The sequence below is a fragment of the Rossellomorea sp. LjRoot5 genome, from assembly GCF_964253455.1.
Lineage (GTDB): Bacteria > Bacillota > Bacilli > Bacillales > Bacillaceae_B > Rossellomorea.
This window is the reverse complement of sequence record NZ_CAXUQN020000001.1, coordinates 2,112,525-2,134,488: the sequence shown is the minus strand read 5'-3', so window position 1 is coordinate 2,134,488 and position 21,964 is coordinate 2,112,525. Positions and strand designations below refer to the sequence as shown.

Annotated in this window: 23 protein-coding genes and 1 pseudogene; 8 read left to right on the top strand and 16 right to left on the bottom strand. The window is 40.9% G+C overall.

What is annotated here, in order from left to right:
• Positions 1–28: 28 nt before the first annotated feature.
• The 3 genes from ACSQ2E_RS10975 to ACSQ2E_RS10965 all read right to left on the bottom strand — a co-directional run bounded on the left by ACSQ2E_RS10975 (position 29) and on the right by ACSQ2E_RS10965 (position 1,262).
• On the bottom strand, positions 29–325 hold the full coding sequence (locus ACSQ2E_RS10975) for a rhodanese-like domain-containing protein (protein ID WP_435990564.1): 297 nt from the start codon (positions 323–325) through the stop codon (positions 29–31).
• Between the two features lie 37 nt (positions 326–362).
• Entirely contained in the window at positions 363–728 is a 366-nt protein-coding gene (locus tag ACSQ2E_RS10970; protein ID WP_435990563.1) for a rhodanese-like domain-containing protein, read from the bottom strand.
• A gap of 162 nt (positions 729–890) precedes the next feature.
• Positions 891–1,262: a hypothetical protein gene (locus ACSQ2E_RS10965; protein ID WP_435990562.1), complete on the bottom strand. Its 372-nt coding sequence runs from the start codon at positions 1,260–1,262 to the stop codon at positions 891–893.
• A 233-nt stretch (positions 1,263–1,495) separates the two neighbouring features.
• On the opposite strand from ACSQ2E_RS10965, the gene ACSQ2E_RS10960 reads away from it, so the two are divergent.
• Both ACSQ2E_RS10960 and ACSQ2E_RS10955 read left to right on the top strand, forming a co-directional pair.
• Positions 1,496–2,179 carry a response regulator transcription factor gene (locus ACSQ2E_RS10960; protein WP_435990561.1) on the top strand — a complete coding sequence of 228 codons (684 nt, stop codon included), beginning with the start codon at positions 1,496–1,498 and terminating at the stop codon, positions 2,177–2,179.
• Positions 2,176–3,579, top strand: coding sequence for a sensor histidine kinase (locus ACSQ2E_RS10955; RefSeq protein WP_435990560.1), 1,404 nt, complete (start codon positions 2,176–2,178; stop codon positions 3,577–3,579). The genes ACSQ2E_RS10960 and ACSQ2E_RS10955 overlap by 4 nt, the downstream gene beginning before the upstream one ends.
• A 38-nt stretch (positions 3,580–3,617) precedes the next feature.
• Here the strand turns inward: ACSQ2E_RS10955 and ACSQ2E_RS10950 are convergent, their stop codons facing one another.
• The 12 genes and pseudogenes from ACSQ2E_RS10950 to ACSQ2E_RS10895 all read right to left on the bottom strand — a co-directional run bounded on the left by ACSQ2E_RS10950 (position 3,618) and on the right by ACSQ2E_RS10895 (position 14,028).
• Positions 3,618–4,538, bottom strand: a complete 921-nt coding sequence (locus tag ACSQ2E_RS10950; RefSeq protein WP_435990559.1) for a DUF1002 domain-containing protein — start codon at positions 4,536–4,538, stop codon at positions 3,618–3,620.
• 240 nt (positions 4,539–4,778) lie between these two features.
• Complete coding sequence (locus tag ACSQ2E_RS10945) at positions 4,779–5,555, bottom strand: sulfite exporter TauE/SafE family protein (protein ID WP_435990558.1); 777 nt, start codon at positions 5,553–5,555, stop codon at positions 4,779–4,781.
• 78 nt (positions 5,556–5,633) lie between these two features.
• Complete coding sequence (locus tag ACSQ2E_RS10940) at positions 5,634–6,761, bottom strand: MBL fold metallo-hydrolase (protein WP_435990557.1); 1,128 nt, start codon at positions 6,759–6,761, stop codon at positions 5,634–5,636.
• A 23-nt stretch (positions 6,762–6,784) separates the two neighbouring features.
• Positions 6,785–7,357, bottom strand: a complete 573-nt coding sequence (locus tag ACSQ2E_RS10935; RefSeq protein ID WP_435990556.1) for a sulfurtransferase TusA family protein — start codon at positions 7,355–7,357, stop codon at positions 6,785–6,787.
• Between the two features lie 48 nt (positions 7,358–7,405).
• Positions 7,406–7,885, bottom strand: a complete 480-nt coding sequence (locus ACSQ2E_RS10930; RefSeq protein WP_034759048.1) for a DsrE/DsrF/DrsH-like family protein — start codon at positions 7,883–7,885, stop codon at positions 7,406–7,408.
• 50 nt (positions 7,886–7,935) lie between these two features.
• Positions 7,936–8,163, bottom strand: a complete 228-nt coding sequence (locus ACSQ2E_RS10925) for a sulfurtransferase TusA family protein (protein ID WP_435990555.1) — start codon at positions 8,161–8,163, stop codon at positions 7,936–7,938.
• Between the two features lie 74 nt (positions 8,164–8,237).
• Positions 8,238–8,498: a metal-sensitive transcriptional regulator gene (locus ACSQ2E_RS10920; RefSeq protein ID WP_435990554.1), complete on the bottom strand. Its 261-nt coding sequence runs from the start codon at positions 8,496–8,498 to the stop codon at positions 8,238–8,240.
• Positions 8,499–8,994: 496 nt separating this feature from the next.
• Positions 8,995–10,245 (bottom strand): M24 family metallopeptidase, encoded by a 1,251-nt coding sequence (locus ACSQ2E_RS10915; protein ID WP_435990553.1) that lies wholly within the window; start codon positions 10,243–10,245, stop codon positions 8,995–8,997.
• A 131-nt stretch (positions 10,246–10,376) separates the two neighbouring features.
• Entirely contained in the window at positions 10,377–11,336 is a 960-nt protein-coding gene (locus ACSQ2E_RS10910; RefSeq protein WP_435990552.1) for an ArsA family ATPase, read from the bottom strand.
• A 19-nt stretch (positions 11,337–11,355) separates the two neighbouring features.
• Positions 11,356–11,613 carry a cory-CC-star protein gene (locus ACSQ2E_RS10905; protein WP_435994497.1) on the bottom strand — a complete coding sequence of 86 codons (258 nt, stop codon included), beginning with the start codon at positions 11,611–11,613 and terminating at the stop codon, positions 11,356–11,358.
• Positions 11,614–11,682: 69 nt separating this feature from the next.
• A pseudogene (locus ACSQ2E_RS10900) lies at positions 11,683–13,422 on the bottom strand (carbon starvation CstA family protein).
• Positions 13,423–13,623: 201 nt separating this feature from the next.
• Entirely contained in the window at positions 13,624–14,028 is a 405-nt protein-coding gene (locus tag ACSQ2E_RS10895; protein ID WP_435990551.1) for a sporulation protein, read from the bottom strand.
• A gap of 132 nt (positions 14,029–14,160) precedes the next feature.
• Here ACSQ2E_RS10895 and ACSQ2E_RS10890 point away from each other — a divergent pair, with 132 nt between their 5' ends.
• A complete protein-coding gene (locus ACSQ2E_RS10890) occupies positions 14,161–14,502 on the top strand; it encodes a YckD family protein (RefSeq protein ID WP_435990550.1) in 342 nt (113 codons plus the stop codon).
• A gap of 65 nt (positions 14,503–14,567) precedes the next feature.
• On the opposite strand, the gene ACSQ2E_RS10885 is transcribed toward ACSQ2E_RS10890, so the two are convergent.
• A complete protein-coding gene (locus tag ACSQ2E_RS10885; protein WP_435990549.1) occupies positions 14,568–15,587 on the bottom strand; it encodes a threonine aldolase family protein in 1,020 nt (339 codons plus the stop codon).
• Between the two features lie 229 nt (positions 15,588–15,816).
• Here ACSQ2E_RS10885 and ACSQ2E_RS10880 point away from each other — a divergent pair, with 229 nt between their 5' ends.
• The 5 genes from ACSQ2E_RS10880 (at position 15,817) to ACSQ2E_RS10860 (ending at position 21,953) form a co-directional block, all read left to right on the top strand.
• Positions 15,817–17,073 carry a helix-turn-helix domain-containing protein gene (locus ACSQ2E_RS10880; protein WP_435990548.1) on the top strand — a complete coding sequence of 419 codons (1,257 nt, stop codon included), beginning with the start codon at positions 15,817–15,819 and terminating at the stop codon, positions 17,071–17,073.
• A 595-nt stretch (positions 17,074–17,668) separates the two neighbouring features.
• Positions 17,669–18,901: an aminopeptidase gene (locus ACSQ2E_RS10875; protein ID WP_435990547.1), complete on the top strand. Its 1,233-nt coding sequence runs from the start codon at positions 17,669–17,671 to the stop codon at positions 18,899–18,901.
• Positions 18,902–19,127: 226 nt separating this feature from the next.
• The gene (locus ACSQ2E_RS10870; protein ID WP_435990546.1) at positions 19,128–19,964 is read left to right on the top strand and encodes an alpha/beta hydrolase; all 837 of its coding nucleotides are present in this window, start codon (positions 19,128–19,130) and stop codon (positions 19,962–19,964) included.
• 112 nt (positions 19,965–20,076) lie between these two features.
• Entirely contained in the window at positions 20,077–21,270 is a 1,194-nt protein-coding gene (locus ACSQ2E_RS10865) for a class I SAM-dependent rRNA methyltransferase (protein WP_435990545.1), read from the top strand.
• Between the two features lie 146 nt (positions 21,271–21,416).
• Entirely contained in the window at positions 21,417–21,953 is a 537-nt protein-coding gene (locus ACSQ2E_RS10860; RefSeq protein ID WP_435990544.1) for a D-glycero-alpha-D-manno-heptose-1,7-bisphosphate 7-phosphatase, read from the top strand.
• The last annotated feature ends 11 nt before the right edge of the window (positions 21,954–21,964 follow it).

The window sequence follows — 21,964 nt, the reverse complement described above, 5'->3', positions numbered from 1 at the left end:
TCGTAATATAAGGAATCGAGAAAGAGGCTTACTCAACTTTACCTTCCCAGGCAAGCATGCCGCCTTCCATGTTGGTGACCTCATAGCCATGATAAGCAAGAAACTTAACGGCACGGCTGCTTCTGCCTCCTGATTGACAGACTATGATGTAATCTTTTTTCTTATCCAATTCATTCATACGAAATTCCAGCAGTCCTAAAGGAATATTGGTACTCGTAGGGATTTTCCCATTCATCACTTCAGCCGGCTCACGTACATCGATGATATTAACGTGTTCCCCAGCCGATAATCTCCGGTTTACTTCATTGCTCAGGATCGTTTTCATATAAAATTCCTCACTTTCATAAATGGTTTTCATCAAACTAACGGGACCAGGAATTCATTCCCCCCTTAACGTTCGTTACAGAGGTGAATCCTTTCTTTTTAAGAATTTTGCATGCATTTGCACTTCTCATACCACTTTGACAAATGACAATGATTTCTTTGTCTTTGTTTAGAGTGTCAGCAGTTTGATGTAACGATTGTAACGGCATATTTTTAAATTGTTTAATATGACCGTGATTGAATTCCCCTGGCGAACGGACATCAATGAATTGCCTCTTCTTATCTCCTAAAGTCGTTTTCAATTCACTTGCAGACATTTGCTTGATATTTTTACCTGGTTTCTTGATCAATACATACACATAAATAAGTATAACTAACATGATTAATCCGAAAAATCCCAACATAAGCACCTCATTTCTTGATAAGATTGTCCAATTACTTTCTATGTCTATGTTATACCCCTGTAGGTATATTGTCAAGAAAGATATCACATGTTATTTTACGTTGTAAACTTGAAACGACAACATTAAAAAACCGGCTCAATAAGATGAGTCGGTTTGATCACTTTACAAATAATAATAGTAGCGTTTATGTGGACCTTTAAACGGGGTGTTCACGAGCTGACCCCCGAGAAAGCCTAAGCCCAGTCCAATCAATCCTGCTCCGATGGGGTTTATACCATACCCATAACCACCTGCCGGACCATAGGCGCCAGGACCAAAGCCTGCCTGCGGGTATCCTGGTGGCGGATAGCCCTGTGGACCGTAAACTTGCGGTGTGGCATAAGGTCCTTGAATATAGGGTGTGTTTTGAGCTCCCACAGGACCATATCCCTGTGCTCCATTAAGATAATCCCCTCCGTTCCCAAGGTTAGGGAAAGAGCCTGAATTAAAAAAGGGTATTAAATTCTTTCTGTATATGGTACTCCTCTCATACATGTTCGTCACTCCTCTTTATTAGCCTATTATGAAAAGGAAAAAGGGGAAGGGCGAATGTCCCTGTTTTCGTAAAAGTATAGGACAAAGCGGCAAAAGTTCAACCTCTCTGTTTTCCATGTTAAAATGATGGAAAACATACAAATCGAAAAAACCTAAAATCTCACAAATAATTCACTATTTTTATCTATAATGAAATTTGATGCAATTTCTACGTCATAAGGCAGGGTGTGAAGATGATGAAAAAATGGAATGTACTGATAGTAGATGATGAACCGGAAATGAGACAGCTGATCACATTGTATTTAAACAAGGAGAATTATTTCTGTATAGAAGCCGAAAACGGTTTGGCTGCTCTTGATCAATTGAATAAAACACATGTCGATCTGATGATCGTGGATATTATGATGCCGTTCATGGATGGTTTCCGATTACTTGAAGAAGTAAGGGAGAACAGTCAAATCCCCTTCATTTTCCTATCTGCCAAGGGGGATGACCTGGACAAGGTAAAGGGTCTTAAACTTGGTAGCGATGATTATATGGTTAAACCCTTCAACGCTGATGAACTTGTGGCACGCATTGAAACCATTCTAAGAAGATCATATGGCGTACAGACACGTTCCATGGTCGAAAGGTTTGGGCCGGTTTCATTTAATTTAGCATCCAGGACCGTGTCTGTAGGTGATCTTACTCCCCGGTTGACTTTAAAGGAATATGAACTTTTCTTATTTCTCGCACGGAATCAAGGACGAGTGTATAAAAGGGATCAGCTTCTCGATCAAGTATGGGGAAGAGACTACGAGGGAAGTGACCGGACGGTTGATACCCATATAAAAACATTACGGCTGAAATTAAAACATTACGGGCAGATGATTGAAACGGTCTGGGGACTTGGTTATAAATTCGAGGGATCTCTTTGAAAAACATAAACCTTACTCTCAGTAAAAAAGTTTCAATCCTGTTGTTAAGCAGCTTATTTTTAACGATTGTCTTTTCCTTTCTTTTCATTCATTACCTCTACAAAGACCTTTATATAGGTACCGTGAAGGATTCTCTTCTTTACCAGGGGCAGAGGACCGCAGCCCACTATCATTATGGGGATGTTAGCGGAAATATCAAAGACAAGATTCTTTGGTATAACGTCATCTCACCCTATGAAGTATCGGTGGTTGAAAACCTTGATCAACTAGGAAAGAGCTTCCCTTTTCTAATTGATCAACAGCCCCTCATCAATAGTAAAGACATTAAAGAACTCGCAAGCGGCAATCATGTGATGAAAGAAGGATATGTCGACGAGTTCAAACGGAAAGTGATAGGAGCCGTCTTTCCTCTTATGAATGAAGATAAGTTAAAGGGATATTTGTTCATTTATATCCCTCTTGCTGAAATGACAGAAGTCTTCAGCAAAGGCATCCCCATCTTAATACTGGCAGGGGTGATGTTTTATTTCGTGCTATTCTTGATCATTCAGTCTTCATTGGACTCCTTGTTCAAGCCTGTCAGGGAAATGCAAAGGTTCTCTAATCAAGTGGCCAACGGAAACTTTACGGAGCGTCTGGAGGTCACCACTAAAGATGAAATGGCTGAACTGGCACTGACATTCAACAGTATGGTTGATAGTCTACAACACCAGGAGGATCGAAAAAGGCAATTCCTTTCCAATGTCGCCCATGAACTAAGGACCCCCCTCACGTACATCGGTGGTTATGCAAAAGCGTTGACTGACCGGGTTCAAACAAACCCGGAGGAAATAGAAAAAAGCTTACACCTGATTCAAAAAGAGTCTGTCCGGATGCAGAAATTAATTACAGAGCTACTTGAATTGAATAAGTTGGAAGATGCTGCTTTCTCATTGGATATTGAACCGATGGTGCTCTCCCAATTCATTATGGACTCTTTAACCTTGATCCGCCCTCAAGCAGAATTGAAGCATATAGAAATTAAACATACTTTAAATGAGGAATCCATCATTAACGGGGATCCAAACCGGGTGATGCAGGTATTTTACAATATTCTGGACAATGCCCTGAAATATTCCCCGGAAAGAACCTCTATCTCCATCCACTCCTATGAGAAAGATGGTATGGCCGTAGTGAAGATAAAGGATGATGGGATTGGAATCCCGGGAGACTCACTATCACAAATAGGAGAACGATTCTTCAGATCTGATCTGTCGAGGACAAGAAACACCGGCGGATATGGGCTCGGTATATCCATCGCCAAGGAAATCATGCACAAGCATAAAGGTTCCTTTTCCATTGAGAGTGAAGAAGGCAATGGAACGACTGTTTATCTAATGTTTCCATTACTTGAATTATAAAAGACTGAGTCAGAGTGACTCAGTCTTTTATTATTGGCTTATCCTAATAAATTTTTGATGGATTTAAAGAAATTTTTAATAGCCTCTATTAACCCGGTGAAGAAATCCGACACTTTCTGTCCGAACCCTTCATCGTTCACAATATCCTTAATCGTCGTTTGAATATCCTTCGTTAAATCATCCAGCTGTTGTTGGACATTGTCAAAATTAATATCAAGGGATCTCATTTTTTCAAATAGATCAATCAATAACTGACGATCCTCTGGACTTAATTCAATGTTCAAAGATTGAAGCTTTTCTTCAACGATCTTCTCGACTTCCTCTTTTGTCGCAGGATCTTGTTCGGCAATTTCCTTCTTGATCTCGGTTAACAGTTTACTGACTTCTTCCTTATCAATGCCCGATTCTTTCGCCAGTTCGGTTGCAACGGATAACTCCTCATTGGCCACTTCCATTCGAACGGTATCAAGCTTCTCTCCACTCACATCATACGCTTTATAAATACCCACTAATGCAGAATGACCGCTAACCTTTACCGGAGAGGCAACATCCACTACTGCATTTTCAACACCTGCTGTTAAAAGCGCATTGGAATACATGGAACTGGTAACTTCCGTAATGTTCTCAGGTGTCACAATATTCACCTTCAATCCTTCACCCTTTTCCTTACGAGTGATCATGGCTGAAGAAAACATGCGGGCGTTCCTGTTTTCTCCGTCAATATATTTCACTAGGTCTTCACCCGTGGCCGTAAACTCCTCCACTTCAGTTCCCTCATCCATACCCAATTGTTTTTGAACCTCTTTTTTTTGCTGGCTGGAGAGTGTTTCTCCATATACAACGATGGGCAGTCCGAATTTTTCATTAATGCTTGCTTTATCATTATCTGCGGCCGATGCCGGTTGAAGTCCGCTAACCATTAATGAACATAGTAAGATGATTCCTATAAGCTTTTTCATGTGTATTCTCCCTTATTTTCATGATGGATAAATCTTAACACATCCATTTATATATTGTACTGGTCCCCATGGATATGTTCATCCATCTAGAGTCTTATTTCTATCTATTCATTAGACGAAAGAGACCTTAGAAAGTTACAAGGCCTACTTGATACACTACCACAAAAAAATGCTTAGCTCTATGTACCACAATCCTTCTTAATGGGAGAAGGGTCATGATTCATAGTGCTAAGCAGCTTATTATAAGATATCAATCCATATTTTAATCGCTGTTCCCAGAATTAATATCGCTAAAATCATTTGAAGAATCTTGGTATTCATTTTCTTTCCTGCCATCGCTCCGAGTGGAGAGGCAATCAGACTTGCTACTACCATGATCAAGGCTGGCAGGTAATCCACTTGCCCGGTCGTGATTTTTCCAACAGTTGAGCCGATGGAAGAAATCAACGTAATGGCAAGAGAGGAAGCAATCGTCATTCTGGTCGGTATTTTCAGCACGACAAGCATGATCGGAACTAATAGAAAGGCACCTGCTGCACCAACAATACCTGCACCTACACCCACGATGAGGGCAAGTATGGCAGCGAGCCATTTATTAAAAGATACATCTTCCAGCTTCACATCATCTATCCCTTTTTTAGGAATGAACATCATGATGGCTGCAATGAGAGCAAGAATACCATACACTATGTTGATTCCCGCTTCACTCATGAATTTCGAGCCATATCCACCAATGAAACTACCAATTAAGATGCTTACACCCATATAGGTAATGAGTGATTTATTCAGGTAGCCCCCTTTCCGGTAGGCCCATACTCCGCCAAGCGTTGCAAAGAACACTTGAACAGCACTGATGCCCGAAACCTCATGAGCGGAAAATGTAGCTACTCCCAACAAAGGCGGTATATATAAGAGCATTGGATATTTAATGATACTTCCTCCGATTCCAACCATTCCTGAAATATAAGAACCGACAAAGCCAATCAGAAAAATCGTTATGATAAATGCTAAGTCCATTGCGAGCCCTCCTCTTCTAGTAAAATGGGAACCGCCAATGCAAGTTCCCATTGAAATGATTTATATAATTACCGTATATTATCGAACAGCACAGCGATTTGGTCCGATTTCCATCTCACGCTGCTTTTCTTCATCTGGCGTCACTTTTCCCATATTGGTTTCACGTATTTCCTGATAAGCATTCGGTTGTGGAGGCAGATTTTCAGAAACAAGACTTCTGAATTCATCTTCGCTCTCAATGTTCAGTCCATGATTCTTGGCATATAATGTGCCAAGTTTCTCACCTACAGAACCGTCTTCATTTAATTCATCAATAATCATAAAGTGAGCGGGTAAAACGGTCAGATCCATGGAAAGATCTTTGTAGCGTTTGTACAGACTCTCTCTCAAGTCCCCTACCCAATCTTCTGCTTTTCCGGCAAGATCAGGGCGTCCGATACTATCAATAAATAAAATGTCACCTGATAATAGATATTTCTCATCAATTACGAATGATGTAGAACCGATTGTATGCCCTGGTGAGTATAAAGCATTGATATCGATGGTTGTGTTCCCAACCTGGACTTTATTTCCATCTTCCAGTGCCGCATATTCAAATGTAACCTCTTCAGCATCTTTAGATGGTAACCAATACGTTGCTCCCGTTCTTTCTGCAATGGTCCGGCCACCTGAAATATGATCCGCATGTAAGTGAGTATCGAATACATTTGTGACCTTTACATTCTTTTCTTCAGCGAAGTCGATGAACACATCGGCCATACGGGTGGCGTCCACGATCGCGGCTTCACCATTTGATACGACCATATAGGACAGACAGCCTTTACCCAGACGCACAAATTGATAAAGCTCTCCACCATTCGATAAGTCCCCTACCTTAACCGGCTCTAAATGTTCACTCCAAGCCTTCATACCACCCTCCAGATAAGAAACGTCCTTCCCCTCATCTGAAAGCATTTCTGCAACCATGATGGAAGAGCCTTCTTTAGCACAGACGACAAGAATATCTTTATCTTCAGGTAGCTTATCCAAGATTTCTTCCACCCCGTCTAAAAGGTCGAAATAAGGAATATTCAAGTAATCGACGTTTTCACCTTCGATTTTCCAATCTTCAAATGCATCCACATTACGAACGTCTAAGATGAATAATTCTTCCTTTTTCATTACTTTTTGTGCTACTTCTTTTGAATTCATTGGTTTCACCGCCATTATTTATCCCTCCTGAAAATGATTTATTTAATATCCGACTCTGAGTCTCCAGACCAATCGCTCATACCTGGAACCACATTGATTACATTCGTAAACCCTTTTTCATTTAATAATTGAGCCGCCATGTCACTTCTGTTTCCTGTACGGCATACAACATAAACTTCTTTGTCTTTATTCAATTCATTCATACGGGTTTCAAGTTCCCCAAGAGGAATCGAAACAGCACCCGGAATATGATTGAAGGCATATTCCGCTTTTTCACGGACATCCAGAACGATCACATTTTCATCGCTTAATTTGCCTGCTAATGTGGTGTTGTCGATAACAGCCTCATGTTTACGCTCAACTGTCTCTTCACCACTTGATTTTCGGACGAAATGCTTAAGGACGTCCCCTTCTTCGATGGTGCCTAGATAATCATGTCCAGAACTCTTTGCCCATGCTTGAAGATCTGCCTTGGATCCCTTGTCTGTCGCTTGAATTTCAATCACCTGCCCTGCTTCCAGACCATTCATTGCTTTCTTTGTTTTTACGATTGGCATAGGACAAGCAAGTCCCTTTGCATCTAATACGAAGTTTGATTCAATACTGTTCATATAAAAACCTCCAATTACCTCATAGGGTATATTTATTTTCAAAAAAATTTAGATGAATAGATTTACATTTCCATTCTCGGCATCTGCTAAATAAGCTGCTACTCCAGCGTATTCGATTTCTTCTAATAATTCATCTTTGTGTAACCCCAACAGATCCATGGTCATGGTACACGCAACCAATTTGATTTCCTGCTCTCTAGCCATGTCGATTAAATCAGGCAGCGGCATGGCATTATGCTTTTTCATGACACCTTTGATCATTTTTGGACCCATGCCCATAAAGTTCATGTTTGATAACCCCATTTTATCAGCTCCACGAGGCATCATTTTCCCAAACATTTTTTCCATGAACCCTTTTTTAACGGGTACCATTTCTTCTTTTCTCAAAGCATTCAATCCCCAAAACGTATGGAAGATCGTTACTTCATGATCATATGCAGCAGCACCGTTGGCAATGATATAGGCTGCCATCGCTTTATCGTAATCTCCGCTAAATAGAATGATATTGGTTGTTTTTCTCTCTGACATTGTGTTCCCTCCTATTTATTACAAGGGGAATATTTCCCCTTTAAAAAAATTTAGCCTTTTTTTATCCAAAATGTAAATACATCATTTTCTTCTTTCGAATCGAGTAATTCATGTCCTGTCGATTTAGCCCATGCTGTAAGGTCACTTTTTGCACCTTTATCCGTTGTTTGAACCTCCAGGATTTGACCGGATTCAATTTCTTTAATAGCCTTTCGGGTTTTCACGATTGGCATTGGACAAGCAAGTCCCTTTGCATCTAATACTTTATCTGCGTTCATGTGTGTTTCCTCCTTTTGTTCTAATACCCATATGGGTATATTATATGATATAAAAAAAGATGTCAACCTTTTAGTTATCGACTTTTCACTAATAAATTCACTGCCTCTTTCACAAGTTCTTCTGTACTTTCTCCTGTTTCATGTGAGTCCCTGACGCACTCAACAAGATTCATACTAACAATTAAACCTACGGATCGATCAAGAGCTGTTTTAGCTGCGGAAAGCTGCGTGATGACGTCTTTACAATCTTCCCCTTGCTCCATCATTCTTACAACCCCACGGAGCTGCCCTTCCACACGTTTTATTCGATTCATAATTTGTGCATTGTATTCCATCAAGACACCTCCTGTTGGCTTGTTGTTTTCTTGCTACATCCACTATAATATACCCTACTAGGTATTAAGTCAAGAGGTGAATCACATTTTTTTTAAAAGCTTTTTTCGTAAAGAATGTTGTATTCTAACATAAGAACTACTGAGGCTCTGTCTATGAGTGTATGGATAGATTGTGAGGGGAACAGCTTCGCTTTCCGGCGGACGAACGGCCAAGCCTCCTCGCATTCGCTGCGGGGTCTTGGCTCGTCCGTTTTCCCGAGGGAGTCTGCGCCGTTCCCCTCCCCATCTAAATGAGATAGCGTGACAGAGCTTACCAGTAAAAAACGAATGAGACAGCATTTTTCTATTCAAGCGGAAATCAACCACTACTCGCTACCTTACTAACAACAAAGTTTACGAAAAGAGCCTTTTATTATAATCATTATTAGGCAGGGGCATATAAGACTGATCATAATCATTGCGTGTAATCAGTCTTATATCCAGTAAGGGAAAATGATTAGATCAGATAATACGCGATTTGCCTTTTTGCCATATACTCCAGTCGATGCTGGATGAAAGCAACCGGCTCCTCCAGATATATGGGGATGACTTGATCCCACTCAGGAATATATTGTTGTATGTTAAATTCCAGTGCATAACATGTATTGGCTGTGAGGGGCAGATCGCCTTTGATGGGGATATCATTTTGTTGATCGTATAGGCCGATTATGGCACCGGCCTCATGACAATGATTCCCTAATGGATGAGAATACAGCATCGCCTCGATTTCTTCCTCTCTTGCCTTTTTCATCGCTCTGTGAAACACTTCATTCCCCGTTCTTCCGACTTTCATTTCCCCGGTTATGATATCCTCGAACCTTAAAGCGGTTTGTAATGCAGATTGAAGTCCCTCAGGAGCTTCCTCCTCACCTGGATGAAGGACATATGCAAGCTGCTGGGTATCCGTTGCGAGGCCCAGATATCGAATACCAAAATCCAAATGCACGATATCTCCAAAACGAATAATCTCTCCCTCTAATCGATCCATCACAGAACCCTTTCTTTGCAAATCCACCGTAGGATAAAAGGAGGTTTCCATACCTGCGTCCAACACCCGTTGGCGTATCCAGTCAACAACATCTTCTGTAGTGGTGATTCCAGGATGAATCACTCTCCGGGATAACGCTTCTTCCGCAATCATCCTGCCAAGCTCGGCTATCGCAGGGTATGCCACTAATTCCTTGGTGGTTCTAATCGATAGCCAATCCACAATGACATGTTGAGCAGATACAAATTTATGAGAGTGCTCGTCTAACAGCATGCTTAGCTGCTGATAACAGGAATGACTCAAACCATCCGCTGCGGCAAATGTCGAAGAATAATTCAGTGCAATCGTATCAGGATTGTGCTCATCCACAAGACGTTTAAGGCATTCCCATTGATCACACTCTTCCGGATTCCATGCTCTTTCATAAAACGGCTCAAAATTCGGATTGGGATGCAAAACCCATTTTTTCAGATGCTCCTGATCCAAATAAAATACAAGGATGGTCAATCTTCTCGAACCGTCAACTGATGTTGGGTAAAGGCTCTTCAGGACAGGATCTTCATTATATTCCCTCCCTGCTGTGATCCACATGTCTACCTTGTGTTTTTTCATTAAAGCAGGTAACAGGGTATTAAGGCGATGAAACAGCCAGCGGTTTTGGGTTTCTTCCCTCTTTTTTAAGGGGAGAATGGCTGATAGATATTTATTCTCACTTTCCATTTGAACGACTCCCTTGCTTTATTGATATTTACACTTTCGACAAAATTATCTATTTCCCCTTCCCAACGCAAAAATGACCATTGAAGAACTTCCCCAATGGTCACTTTCACTAATTATGTATACCTCCCGAATTAGTAGATTCCCTCTTCTTTGTAAATGGCTTTCTGAAGATGGGATGCAAATCCTTCCAGATGAGAAAGGGTGCAGATATCTTCTTCTAATAGAGGAACTTCATATAACGATTGTTCGGTGAATCTTTCTTGCATCATACGCAAGTATACTTTTTCTTGTTCCCTTCTTTTCTCCAAAAACTCCCCATCCGCCTGATTCGGCAGGATTTTATTCACAACCAGCCCTCCAACATTCAGTGAATGCGAGGACATCAATTCAATCGCTTTCTCCGTTTCGAGAATCGGTAGTCTTTCGGGGATCAGTACGAAAATAAAACCTGTCATTTGCTGATTAAGCAGTATATCTCTGACTTTTGAAAACTTTTCACGGCGTTGTTGAAGGACATCGAATATGGGATCCTCAACAGGTTCACCATCATTCAAAAGCTGGGAATAATTCTTATTTGTTTTCTTCCTTCTCTCAAGCATTCCATCCATCCAAACTCCCATTAATTCCGGAAGAGACAATAGTCGAATTGTGTGTCCTGTTGGAGCTGTGTCAAAAATGATTTTGTCATATCCATTTCCTTCTTCCAGGATGATCGAAACGATCCGGTCAAACAAGGCAGCCTCTTCCGCCCCTGGTGCTGAAGCAGCCATATCGATTTGCCGATGGACTTCACTCACCATATTGGATTTTACCATCCCTTTGAGATTCCTTTTCACTCCATTGATGTATTGACGTGTTTCTGCTTCTGGATCAATTTCGATCCCCCATAGATGTTTCGTTAGCGGGGTTGGATGCCCACTTATTTCCTGATGGAATATATCTCCAAGATTATGAGCCGGATCTGTTGAGACAATCAGCGTCTTCTTACTCATTTTTGCAAACATGACGGCCAGTGCAGATGCCGTAGTCGATTTTCCAACTCCTCCTTTCCCCCCCACAAAGATAATAGACTGATTCAGTAAATCATCCATGAATTCACTACCTTTCTCTTTAACAACATCTGATTCCATCTAGTGGCGAGTGTTCCATCCCCATTCTTAAGTGCCAATCATGAAATTTTTCTATCATATATGGATAGAGTTCCAACGTGTAATAAAATACAGGGTTAGGTATTCCAAGCATATCCGAATAGAGCAGCAATAAGAATAAATCCTCTTCGTCCCTCAACTCCCTGGCTATTTCTGTTTTATGAGGAAGACGGATCATATCATCATATAATTTCATTGCCCTTTTGAATTTTTCCACCATGGTTGTATCCAAGTGATCACTCCTTCCTACTAAAAAGGGGACCCGATGTGAGTCCCCCTACTTTTATACTTACACCGAAAATTGAGAAGGGTCATCACCTTTTTTAGACAGGGAAGAAGCTGCTGTGATGAGAATCCACAGGGTAAAGATCAAGATGATGCTTCCAAAAATGAAAAGAAGCATATTCCCTTCCGAATCCCCGGCTCCTGACCATTCAAAGACAACCTGATTGATCATTGCCCAAAGTGTCATAAACATGAGAAACAGCATCGGGATCAATGTAGCCAGGTAATTTCTCCCTTGTCGCTTGAGCCATATGGTAATCAGGAGTAGACTGATCCCAGCAAGCAACTGATTCGATGTACCAAACAAAGGCCAAAGGAGATATCCACCTGATCCGAATCCTTTAGGGCCCTGAGGCAATAGTGTCAAAGCCGCACTTGATACCACTGCAATCGTAGTCGCAACATGTGCGTTAGTTAATGAAAGTACTTTATACTCCTCTCCCAATTCAGAAATGATATATCTCATTAGACGAACAGATGAATCCAGGGTTGTGGCCGCGAAGCTTACAATGATGACGGAAACGATCGTTGCAGCAATATCCGCCGGAATACCTACTCCTGTGGCAAGTTGTCCAGCCCCTTGAATGAACACGCCCAATCCTGCTCCGCTGGCTGCTGCAAATCCACTGTAGGTCGCTTGGAATTCTTCCACGTTAGGGAAAAATGTAATACAGGCAATGATGGCAATAAGGGCAAGTGCCCCCTCCCCTACCGCTCCTAAATAACCGACGAAGCGGGCATCTGTTTCCTTGTTCAATTGCTTTGAAGAGGTCCCTGATGACACCAGGCCGTGGAAACCTGAAATCGCACCGCATGCAATCGTAATAAATAATAATGGGAACCAAGAGACATCTGCCGATCCATTTGTCATCGGTGCAGTGATCTCAGGGTTAGTAAATAGTAGACCGAGATATAGTAATCCAAGACCCACGATTAATTGGTGTGAATTGATATAATCTCGAGGCTATAATAGTTTCCATACGGGAAGAATGGAAGCTATGTACACATAAATCATCAGAATAACGATCCACACAAGGAAAGCCATGCTCGTGGAACTTAAACCAAATAATGAAGTTGCTTCCTGTCCACCGAAATATCGGACCAGATCAATTTGCAGAAAGTCTACCCGGCTTGCGATGACCGCTGATGCGTACATGACACCGAGAGCCACGATGGAAGGTAATAACATGCTCCCGTTACGTTTGTAGACGGAATATCCGATCCACACAGCCAACGGAATTTGAATGAATACAGATAATACACTTGCTGGGAACGTTATGAATAAATTCGCAATGACCCAGGCAAATACCGCATTGACCATTAATACAAGAATTAAAATAATGAATAAAAAAAGTACCTTAGCCCTCTTTCCTATCAACTTATTGGCTAATGAGCCAACAGACTGTCCTTTATTTCGAACTGACAGCACAAGGGTCCCGAAATCATGGACTCCCGCTGCAAACACAGTACCGAAAATAACCCAAAGAAAAGCTGGAAGCCATCCCCAATACACAGCTATAGCCGGCCCTACGATAGGAGCGGCACCTGCAACGGATGTGAAATGATGACCCCATAGGACAAATTTATTCGTGGGTACGAAGTCGACTCCGTCTTTATACTGGTGAGAGGGTGTAACATAATTCGGATCGAGCCTGTACACTCTTTCCGCAATAAGTGTTGAATAATATTTATACCCTACTAGAAACACGATACCCCCTATGACCGCTAACCATATTCCTCCCATCAAATTCCTCCCTTATCAATGATTTTTACATACATTAAATTTCTGAATTTTTTGAATGTATGCGCTTCCTACATTTTAACTTGGGTTTTTATGGATTTCAATAAGAACTTAGTACTCTTTGTTTCTCCATTCATCACTCCTGTATCTATAAAACATTCAAAAAAGGGCCGATTCACTTGGGGAATCGGCCCTTTTCTAAGATCATCGGATAAATATGCTGTCCTCATCTGTGGGATCCACGGCTTGGGGTATATCCACCGTTGTCCTTAAAATGGTTTGTTCCGTATCAGTCGTTTTAGGGTGTTGGGCATTTGTAGGAAATTCAAATGGAATCCTTTTTTCCTCCCCAGCCTTAATCGTCCCTATACTGTCTAGTGTGATCGTATTTAAATCCTTTTCATGATAAGAAAAATCACTATCCTGTTTATCTTCTTCATACTTTAGGAGAAGTAATAGTTGTACTTCATTTACCGGCTGATCGGCCATCCCCCCCTTTAAGACGACATCCCCCTTGATGTGATCTCCCGGTGAAATCTCTGTCGTGTGCACGATGGTATCCACCTTCACATGACCTATACCGATACTTGACAAAAACTTATTTAACATTGATTAAGCCCCCTCATTCTGTTTCTACTCCTTGTTATACTAGCAATTCCATCGCCAATTCGTCCACTCTTACATATTCTTCTAATACTCTGCAAAGAATACAAGAGAATCTTCAGGAAGGAGGAAATTAATATGAAAAAAATAGTGGTTTCAATTGCAGCTGCCCTCATCATCAGCTTTGGATTCAGTTCCATCGTCTCTGCAGAAGGTCAAAGTCAAGGCCAGACGCCTGGGCAAAAGGTGAATCTGACAGAAGACCAAAAAGCAGAGCTTGGTAAATTGCACGATCAAATGTATTCAACGAAAAAAGAACTTGTAAAAAAATACGTCGAGTACGGTGTCTTTACCAAAGAACAAGGTGACAAAGTACTGACCATGATGGAAGCAAAGCATCAAAAGCTGAAAGAAAATGGTTATATGATGAGATGGCACCCACATCCTCATCATGGAAAGCAACTTGATCACAAAGAATAAAGGTGGAAATAGGGCAAATCTTGCCCTATTCTGTTTTTATGGACCTTCCCTTGAGAACAGATTGGCTAAAATTGAGCCTTAAGTATCCGGGAAACTTCCCCTATGTCCTCCATTGACACGTTATAATGAGTCGTGAAACGGACCAGGGTCGGCCCAAACGTCACGGCCAATATTCCTTTTCTCTCTAAATCTTCTACAAATTGAGTTGCTGTCATTCCAGTGCCTGATACCTCAGCCACTACAATATTAGTATCCACTCCATTGATGATTTCAATCCCGTTACATGTTTGAAAGGTTTCTTTGAGGATTCTTGCTTTCTCATGGTCTTCTGACAAGCGTCCTCTCATCTTCTTTAAGGCGACCAATCCTGGAGCCGCAATCACCCCGGCTTGTCTCAGTCCACCGCCCAAGCGTTTTCTCCACTTTCGAGCCTTCTTAATAAAGTTCTTATCACCTGCAATGATTGATCCTACCGGTGCGCCCAAGCCTTTTGATAAACATATTTGAACGGTATCACAATGATCCGTAAACTCCTTTACGTCCCGACCACTTGCGGCAACGGCATTAAAGAGCCTGGCTCCGTCAACATGTACCGGAATGGAGTGCTTCTTGGCAATGGTATGGATGGCTTGCATGTTTTCCGGTGAAACGATTGCCCCTCCCGCACGGTTATGTGTATTTTCCAGACAAATCAATCCCGTTTCAGGAAAATGCTGATCCTCCGTACGAATGGCATCTTTTATTTCACCAGGATCCATTTCTCCATTAGTCCCTGTAATCGTCCGGGTTTGAACACCTGCCAAAGCCGCAACTGCCCCTGATTCGTAATAAAAAATATGCGAATTCGTTTCTAATAGAATTTCATTTCCCGGTCTGGTATGGGTCAAGACGGCAATCTGGTTCCCCTGTGTACCACTTGTGACGAATAATGCTTCCTCTTTCCCAAGAATGCGCGCTGCTTCCTTTTCAAGCTGCAGGATAGTAGGATCTTCCCCATACACATCATCCCCCACTTCAGCCTCATAAGCTGCCCTTCTCATTTCCTCCGTTGGTTTTGTTACCGTATCACTTCGTAAATCAATCACAATGTCCATCCTCCTCTATAACTATCACTAGATTCATTATAACAAAGGATATTAATCGGAGAATCATTGTGACACAAAACCATTCAGGTAACCAAAATACCTCCAAAATACCCATTAAAAAATATAATTATAGGAATATTCTAAATTTTTCAGCTTTATTTATGTTATTATGTTAAATATTCTGTTCCATAGGTTGCAATTTTATATCCATTAAGAGGAGAAGAATCATATGAAGATTGGTTCTAAGATCCGTTTTCACAGACTCAAACAAAAGCTAACACAAGAAAATTTATCTAAAGGGATCATTTCAATATCTTATCTTTCGAAACTGGAAAATAACCAAGTGACACCTTCAGATGATATCGTCCATTTGCTATGCGAGCGCCTGGGTTTAAATAATCCAGTTAATCGCCCTAACCACTTGAATGAGCTTCTCGAAAAGTGGAATCATGCATTACTTTGGAATAAGGAGGATGAAGCACGATCCACTCACGAGGTCATCCAAAGGGATCTCGATCAAACCGATGATCTAACGACCCATTTCTTTTATAAAATTCTCTGCTTCCGGGTCCAATTAATAAGGGGCAATCCAACGGAAGCTTTCAGTCATATGGTCCATATTCAGTCAAATTATAAGGAACTTAACGACAAGCTTAAATTTTACTTTCACAAGTATAAAGGGAATTACTATTATTTAAGGAAAGAATACGAAAAAGCCAAAGGTGAGTTGAAAGAAGCAGAAACGTACTTTGTACTTGGAAATGTTGTAAATGAAGAAGAAAGGGCAGATTTATTTTATCTATTCAGTTTAGTCCTGACACGATTACACATGTATCGTTTAGCCATTTACTACGGTGAAAAAGCCCTCTCCATATTTCAGGGTGTCTATTACCAGAAAAGGTGTGCAGAGGTCCATTTACTGTTGGGAATCTGCTATCGGAGAATTCGGAATAGTGAGGACGCCGTAAAGCATTATGAATGGGCTAACTTCATTTCTCAGTCCATTCAGTATACGTCTTTACATTCCAAGATCGAGCAAAACTTCGGATACCTTAAATCTTTTATGAATAAAAGCGATGAAGCCATCCAGCATTTTGTGAAAAGCATTGAATTAAAAGATTCGGACGAAGAAGGAAGACTCTATTCGATTCTTTCCCTTGTCAAAGAGCATTATAAACTGAATCAACGTTCAAAAGTTCAATTCTGGTTGCCTAAAGGATTGGAGCTTTGTTCAAAAGAAAGATATCCCGATAAATTCTATCAATTATCTTATTATCAATTTGCACTGAATGAATTCCCTAATGGTTTTGAGAATTTCATGAAGGAGTATGCACTGGCTTACTTTAAGAAAAACGGCTCCCTTCTATTATATGCTGAGTATTCCAAATTCCTTGGCCAATATTATCAAAGAATTAGAAAATACAAACTTGCTGCATTCCATCTAAATGAAGCCAATATCATTTATGAAGAAATGCTGCCTTTATAAGGAGGTGGTTAAAAAATGAAAAAGCTGAGAAAAATATTGATCATCACCAGCCTCACAGCCATGGCCCTTGCCGGCGTGGTAGTTGTTAACTCCAATGAAGAAGAATTCCCTCCGTTCTCAACTAAACTATAAACATTTTCAGGAGGCTGGGACATAACTGAATTCATTTCCTTTAATGACGAACAATCAAATAAATAGTATCACATGTTACACCGCTGTTGATTTCCGTGCAAGACTTCGCTTTCCTCGGGCGGAAGGTGCTCGACTCCGACGGGAATAGCGGGAAAGTTGAGACCCCACAGGGCAAAGCCCGAGGAGGCTCAACTCACACCCCGCGGAAAGCGAGCACCTGTAGCGGAAATCAACCACTACTCACTGGGCCAAAAGCAACAGTATTTATCTAAACAGCCAAATGATAAATCCGGACGATCTCGATTTTCAAAAAAGAATCTCGAATGATCGTTCGGATTTTCTTTTAACTAAACACTTTTGTCCCAGCCTCGGTCTTTTTTATATTAAATGATCTTATTCAATGAAATTTTCTGAAAAAAGAGATATAGTTATGATTGACTACATATATAAGGGGGATTCACAAATGAATCAAGCATTTGAGAGAAACTTAGGAAGATATGCAGACCTGATCGTAGAAGTCGGATTGAATCTGCAAAAGGGACAGGAACTGATGATATCAGCACCTATTACATCATACGAATTTGTTCGCCTGATTACAGAGAAAGCATACGAAGCAGGAGCACTGAATGTGTTAACGGATTTCTATGATGATGAACTAAAAAAAATCCGCTTAGAGAAATCTGCTGAGGATGGATTGAAAGCGTTCCCTAAATGGAAAGCTAAAGGATATATTGAAATGGCAGAGGACAATGTTGCATTATTGAATTTAGCTGCCCCGAATCCTTCTCTTTTAAGGAATTCAGATCCTACGCGTGTCGCTATGTTGAACAAAACCTCTGCAGAAGCGATGAAAGACTTTTCAGCTTATATCGGAGGCGGAAAGATCAGCTGGTTGATCGCTGCGATACCAACAGTGGAATGGGCTCAAACCGTTTTTCCTGATCTTTCTCAAGAAGATGCTTTCACAAAACTGTGGGAAAACATCTTTTATACAACTAGAACGGATCGGGAGAATACCGTCGAATTATGGGAAGAACATATAGATAACCTTAATAAAAACGCCCTCCGTTTAAATGAAGGGAAATACAAAAAGCTTCATTATAAAGGACCGGGAACAGACCTGACCATCGAATTCCATCCAAAAACAAAATGGATCAGTGCCCAATTCACGAATGATAAAGGGGTTCCTTTCGTCCCGAATCTACCAACGGAAGAAGTGTTTTCGATTCCAGATAAATATGGGGTGAACGGTGTTGTATCGAGTACAAAGCCTCTTAATTATAGCGGTACCCTCATCAAGAATTTCTCATTGACCTTCAAGGAAGGGAAAGTGATTGATTACACGGCTGAAGAAGGCTATGAAACGCTAAAGAACTTACTCGAAACGGATGAAGGTGCATCGTATTTGGGTGAGGTTGCATTGGTACCTCACGATTCCCCCATTTCCAATACAAATATCGTTTTCAACAACACCCTTTTTGATGAAAATGCTTCGTGTCATATTGCATTGGGCAGGGCTCTGTCTGTATGTGTAGAAGATGGTAAGACGATGACGCCTGAACAGTTACAGCAAATAGGCTTTAACGAAAGCATGATTCATGTGGACTTCATGATTGGCTCATCACAATTGGATATTGACGGTGAAAAGGCGGATGGTACGATAGAACCGATTTTCAAAGCTGGAGATTGGGTTTAATTTTCTTTATTAATGGCAGAATAAAGTTGGAGGCTTAAATAATTCATTTAAGCCTTTTTCTTATGGTCCTTGCTTTTACTGACTAGGGGAAGTGAAGAAACAGAAACATAGTACCAAATAAGGCAAAAATTACATATAATATGACAAATAAATTTCTTTTTTAACATATTCAATACTTCACGAATCCCTTACAATAGAAGTATACCTTTTTAAAGGAGCGATTTTCTTGTCAGTAAAGTCAAAACAATCATTTTTCTGGAGCGGGTTCATTATCATTGTCTTCTTCACTTTATATACTATTTTCCGGACGACGAATGTCCAATCCAGTGAAAAACCTTTAACCGCCGAAGAGAAATATCCAACAGTCTTCGTGCACGGATACAAAGGTACATATAATTCTTTCAGGACCATGTTGGACCGTTTTGAAAACCGGCATGGGTGGGGTCAAAAAACGCTGGAAATTTCGGTATCAGATTCCGGCAGTATAAGATACAAAGGGACTCTCCCTAAAAACCCTAGTTCTCCCCCACTTGTTCAAGTCATTTTTGAAGACAATCGTGCTTCCTTGGATAAACAGGCCATATGGCTTGAAAATGCCATGAAGCTGCTGCATCACCAATTCAATGTATCTACTGTTAATATTGTCGCCCACTCTATGGGTGGCCTTGCTTCAACCCAATATTTAGAAAATACCAGTAATGAATCGTTTGTACCAAAACCTCATAAATTCATTACGATTGCTACTCCTTTTCAGGGAGTCACGAAAGAGTCTTATGGTCAAATCAATACCGGTGCAGCTGTGATTGATTTAAAGCCTGGATCTCGCGCACTGACGAAAATGTATCTCAATCGTCATTTGATTCCTCCTGAAATAAATGTGTTATCCATCGCTGGTTCAGGTGATGACGTGGTAAATGTACAGAGTGCACTGGAGAGTCGAACATTTTTCGAAAAAAATCCTTTTCAGTCCAAAATAGTATATGATCCAACGATTTCTCATAGCGGATTACATGAGACGATGAAAGTGGACCGTCTTGTAGGAGATTACCTTTGGAGTAAATAATTCAAAAACCTTTCCCCTCTTCGGACCTGAGGGGGTTTTTTTATGCAGTTGCGTAAACGCCCGTAACGTTCTATACTACACAAGACTAAACCAATAGGTTAGGATGAGTGGAATGACTAAAGAAAAAATCGTCAAAGCAAGCCCAAAATACATACAACCATTTCTAAAGGGGTTTCCTCTTTTAAATAAAGAAAATGTCACTACATCGATTGAAGATGCAAAAGACGGTGATATCCTCAAACTGGTAGATTCCGATGGTCGCTTTATTGCAAAAGGGTACTACGGACTCCAGAATAAAGGAATCGGCTGGCTTCTGAGCTGGAAAGAACATGAGGATATAGACAAGGAGTTCATTTATAAAAAGATCCAGGCTGCCATTAATCAACGTCTACACTTCTACTATAGTGAGGATACGACGGCATTCAGGGTGTTTAATGGGGAAGGCGACGGTTTCGGGGGTGTAACCATTGACTACTTTGATGGATATTATCTCATTCAGTGGTATTCAAAGGGTGCCTATTCTTTTCATGAACAAGTGATGGAATCGATACGGGAATTAACCGAATATAAAGGTATTTACCAGAAGAAAAGGTTCGCACAGGAAGGGAAATACGTTGAAGAAGACGATTTTGTCGAAGGCATACGCCCTTCCTTCCCTCTTCTCGTGAAAGAAAACGGCGTACAATTTGCCATCTATTTAAATGACGGAGCGATGGTGGGGGTATTTCTCGATCAACGCGAAGTGAGGAAAAGGATCCGTGACTCATACTCAGAACGCAAAAGGGTATTAAATACCTTCTCTTACACCGGTGCATTCTCTGTATGTGCGGCTCTCGGCGGTGCCTCCCTCACCACCAGTGTGGATCTTGCAAATCGCAGTTTAAGTAAAACGATTGAACAATTCAGCATAAACGGAATCGATTACGAAGCTCAAGACATCATTGTCGAAGATGTCTTTAAGTACTTCAAATATGCTGTTAAAAAACAGCTTTCATTCGATGTGGTGATATTAGATCCACCAAGCTTTGCCCGTTCCAAAAAACACACATTCAGTGCAGCTAAAGATTATAAGGATTTGTTGAAAGAAGCAATTGCCATCACTGAAAAGAACGGTACCATCGTGGCTTCCACAAACTGCAGCACGTTCAATATGAAAAAATTCAAAGGGTTTATAGATACAGCATTCAAGGAAAGCAATGGGAAATATAAAATACTCGAAGAATACACTCTTCCTGAAGATTTTAAAACCCTCAGTCAATACAAGCAGAGCGACTACTTAAAAGTCGCTTTTATCCGCAAACTATAAAGGATAGGGCCGGACTTTCTTAAGCTCCGGCCCTATCGATTAAGAAATAATGACAGAATACTCTGTCATTATTTCCTCGGAAACCGCAAGAAGCGACATATACACGGTGTTTACTGATGAAAATTATCGAATAAGGAGGATTTATGATGAATAAAGCTGTTTTTCTTGACCGAGATGGCGTAATCAATGAGGTGAAAACCAATAGAGTCGGCTTCGTGAACCGGCCAGATCAATTTTATTTCCTGGAAGGAGTCCCCGAAGCTATAAAGGTCTTATCTCAATCCGGATTCCTTCTTTTTGTCGTTACAAATCAAGGTGGCGTTGGGTTAGGCTATCTTTCCCATGATGAGCTGGACTCCATCCATGAATATATGGTAAATGAAATCAAACAAGCAGGCGGTTTCATTCAGGAAGTTTCCTGCTGCATTCACAAACCCCATGCGGGTTGTTCATGCAGAAAGCCCGAACCCGGTATGCTTCTTGAACTGGCAGAAAAATACGGCATTGATCTTACTGGATCTTTCATGATTGGGGATCGTAATGTAGATATAGAAGCAGGCAACAAAGCTGGATGCACCACCATTTTACTAAATGGAAACTCTTCTCCAACATATAACGCTGATTACATATTTCCTGATTTATTGAGCGCTTCCACTTTCGTTCTCAACATGAAGAAATCTTAATGCTCGTTCAA

What these genes read in the sequence shown, in the direction of transcription:
- ACSQ2E_RS10975 (WP_435990564.1), bottom strand. Translation starts at nt 325, where the DNA reads ATGAAAACGATCCTGAGCAATGAAGTAAACCGGAGATTATCGGCTGGG.
- ACSQ2E_RS10970 (WP_435990563.1), bottom strand. Translation starts at nt 728, where the DNA reads ATGTTGGGATTTTTCGGATTAATCATGTTAGTTATACTTATTTATGTG.
- ACSQ2E_RS10965 (WP_435990562.1), bottom strand. Translation starts at nt 1,262, where the DNA reads ATGTATGAGAGGAGTACCATATACAGAAAGAATTTAATACCCTTTTTT.
- ACSQ2E_RS10960 (WP_435990561.1), top strand. Translation starts at nt 1,496, where the DNA reads ATGATGAAAAAATGGAATGTACTGATAGTAGATGATGAACCGGAAATG.
- ACSQ2E_RS10950 (WP_435990559.1), bottom strand. Translation starts at nt 4,538, where the DNA reads ATGAAAAAGCTTATAGGAATCATCTTACTATGTTCATTAATGGTTAGC.
- ACSQ2E_RS10945 (WP_435990558.1), bottom strand. Translation starts at nt 5,555, where the DNA reads ATGGACTTAGCATTTATCATAACGATTTTTCTGATTGGCTTTGTCGGT.
- ACSQ2E_RS10940 (WP_435990557.1), bottom strand. Translation starts at nt 6,761, where the DNA reads ATGGCGGTGAAACCAATGAATTCAAAAGAAGTAGCACAAAAAGTAATG.
- ACSQ2E_RS10935 (WP_435990556.1), bottom strand. Translation starts at nt 7,357, where the DNA reads ATGAACAGTATTGAATCAAACTTCGTATTAGATGCAAAGGGACTTGCT.
- ACSQ2E_RS10930 (WP_034759048.1), bottom strand. Translation starts at nt 7,885, where the DNA reads ATGTCAGAGAGAAAAACAACCAATATCATTCTATTTAGCGGAGATTAC.
- ACSQ2E_RS10925 (WP_435990555.1), bottom strand. Translation starts at nt 8,163, where the DNA reads ATGAACGCAGATAAAGTATTAGATGCAAAGGGACTTGCTTGTCCAATG.
- ACSQ2E_RS10920 (WP_435990554.1), bottom strand. Translation starts at nt 8,498, where the DNA reads ATGGAATACAATGCACAAATTATGAATCGAATAAAACGTGTGGAAGGG.
- ACSQ2E_RS10915 (WP_435990553.1), bottom strand. Translation starts at nt 10,245, where the DNA reads ATGGAAAGTGAGAATAAATATCTATCAGCCATTCTCCCCTTAAAAAAG.
- ACSQ2E_RS10910 (WP_435990552.1), bottom strand. Translation starts at nt 11,336, where the DNA reads ATGGATGATTTACTGAATCAGTCTATTATCTTTGTGGGGGGGAAAGGA.
- ACSQ2E_RS10905 (WP_435994497.1), bottom strand. Translation starts at nt 11,613, where the DNA reads ATGGTGGAAAAATTCAAAAGGGCAATGAAATTATATGATGATATGATC.
- ACSQ2E_RS10895 (WP_435990551.1), bottom strand. Translation starts at nt 14,028, where the DNA reads ATGTTAAATAAGTTTTTGTCAAGTATCGGTATAGGTCATGTGAAGGTG.
- ACSQ2E_RS10890 (WP_435990550.1), top strand. Translation starts at nt 14,161, where the DNA reads ATGAAAAAAATAGTGGTTTCAATTGCAGCTGCCCTCATCATCAGCTTT.
- ACSQ2E_RS10880 (WP_435990548.1), top strand. Translation starts at nt 15,817, where the DNA reads ATGAAGATTGGTTCTAAGATCCGTTTTCACAGACTCAAACAAAAGCTA.
- ACSQ2E_RS10875 (WP_435990547.1), top strand. Translation starts at nt 17,669, where the DNA reads ATGAATCAAGCATTTGAGAGAAACTTAGGAAGATATGCAGACCTGATC.
- ACSQ2E_RS10865 (WP_435990545.1), top strand. Translation starts at nt 20,077, where the DNA reads ATGACTAAAGAAAAAATCGTCAAAGCAAGCCCAAAATACATACAACCA.
- ACSQ2E_RS10860 (WP_435990544.1), top strand. Translation starts at nt 21,417, where the DNA reads ATGAATAAAGCTGTTTTTCTTGACCGAGATGGCGTAATCAATGAGGTG.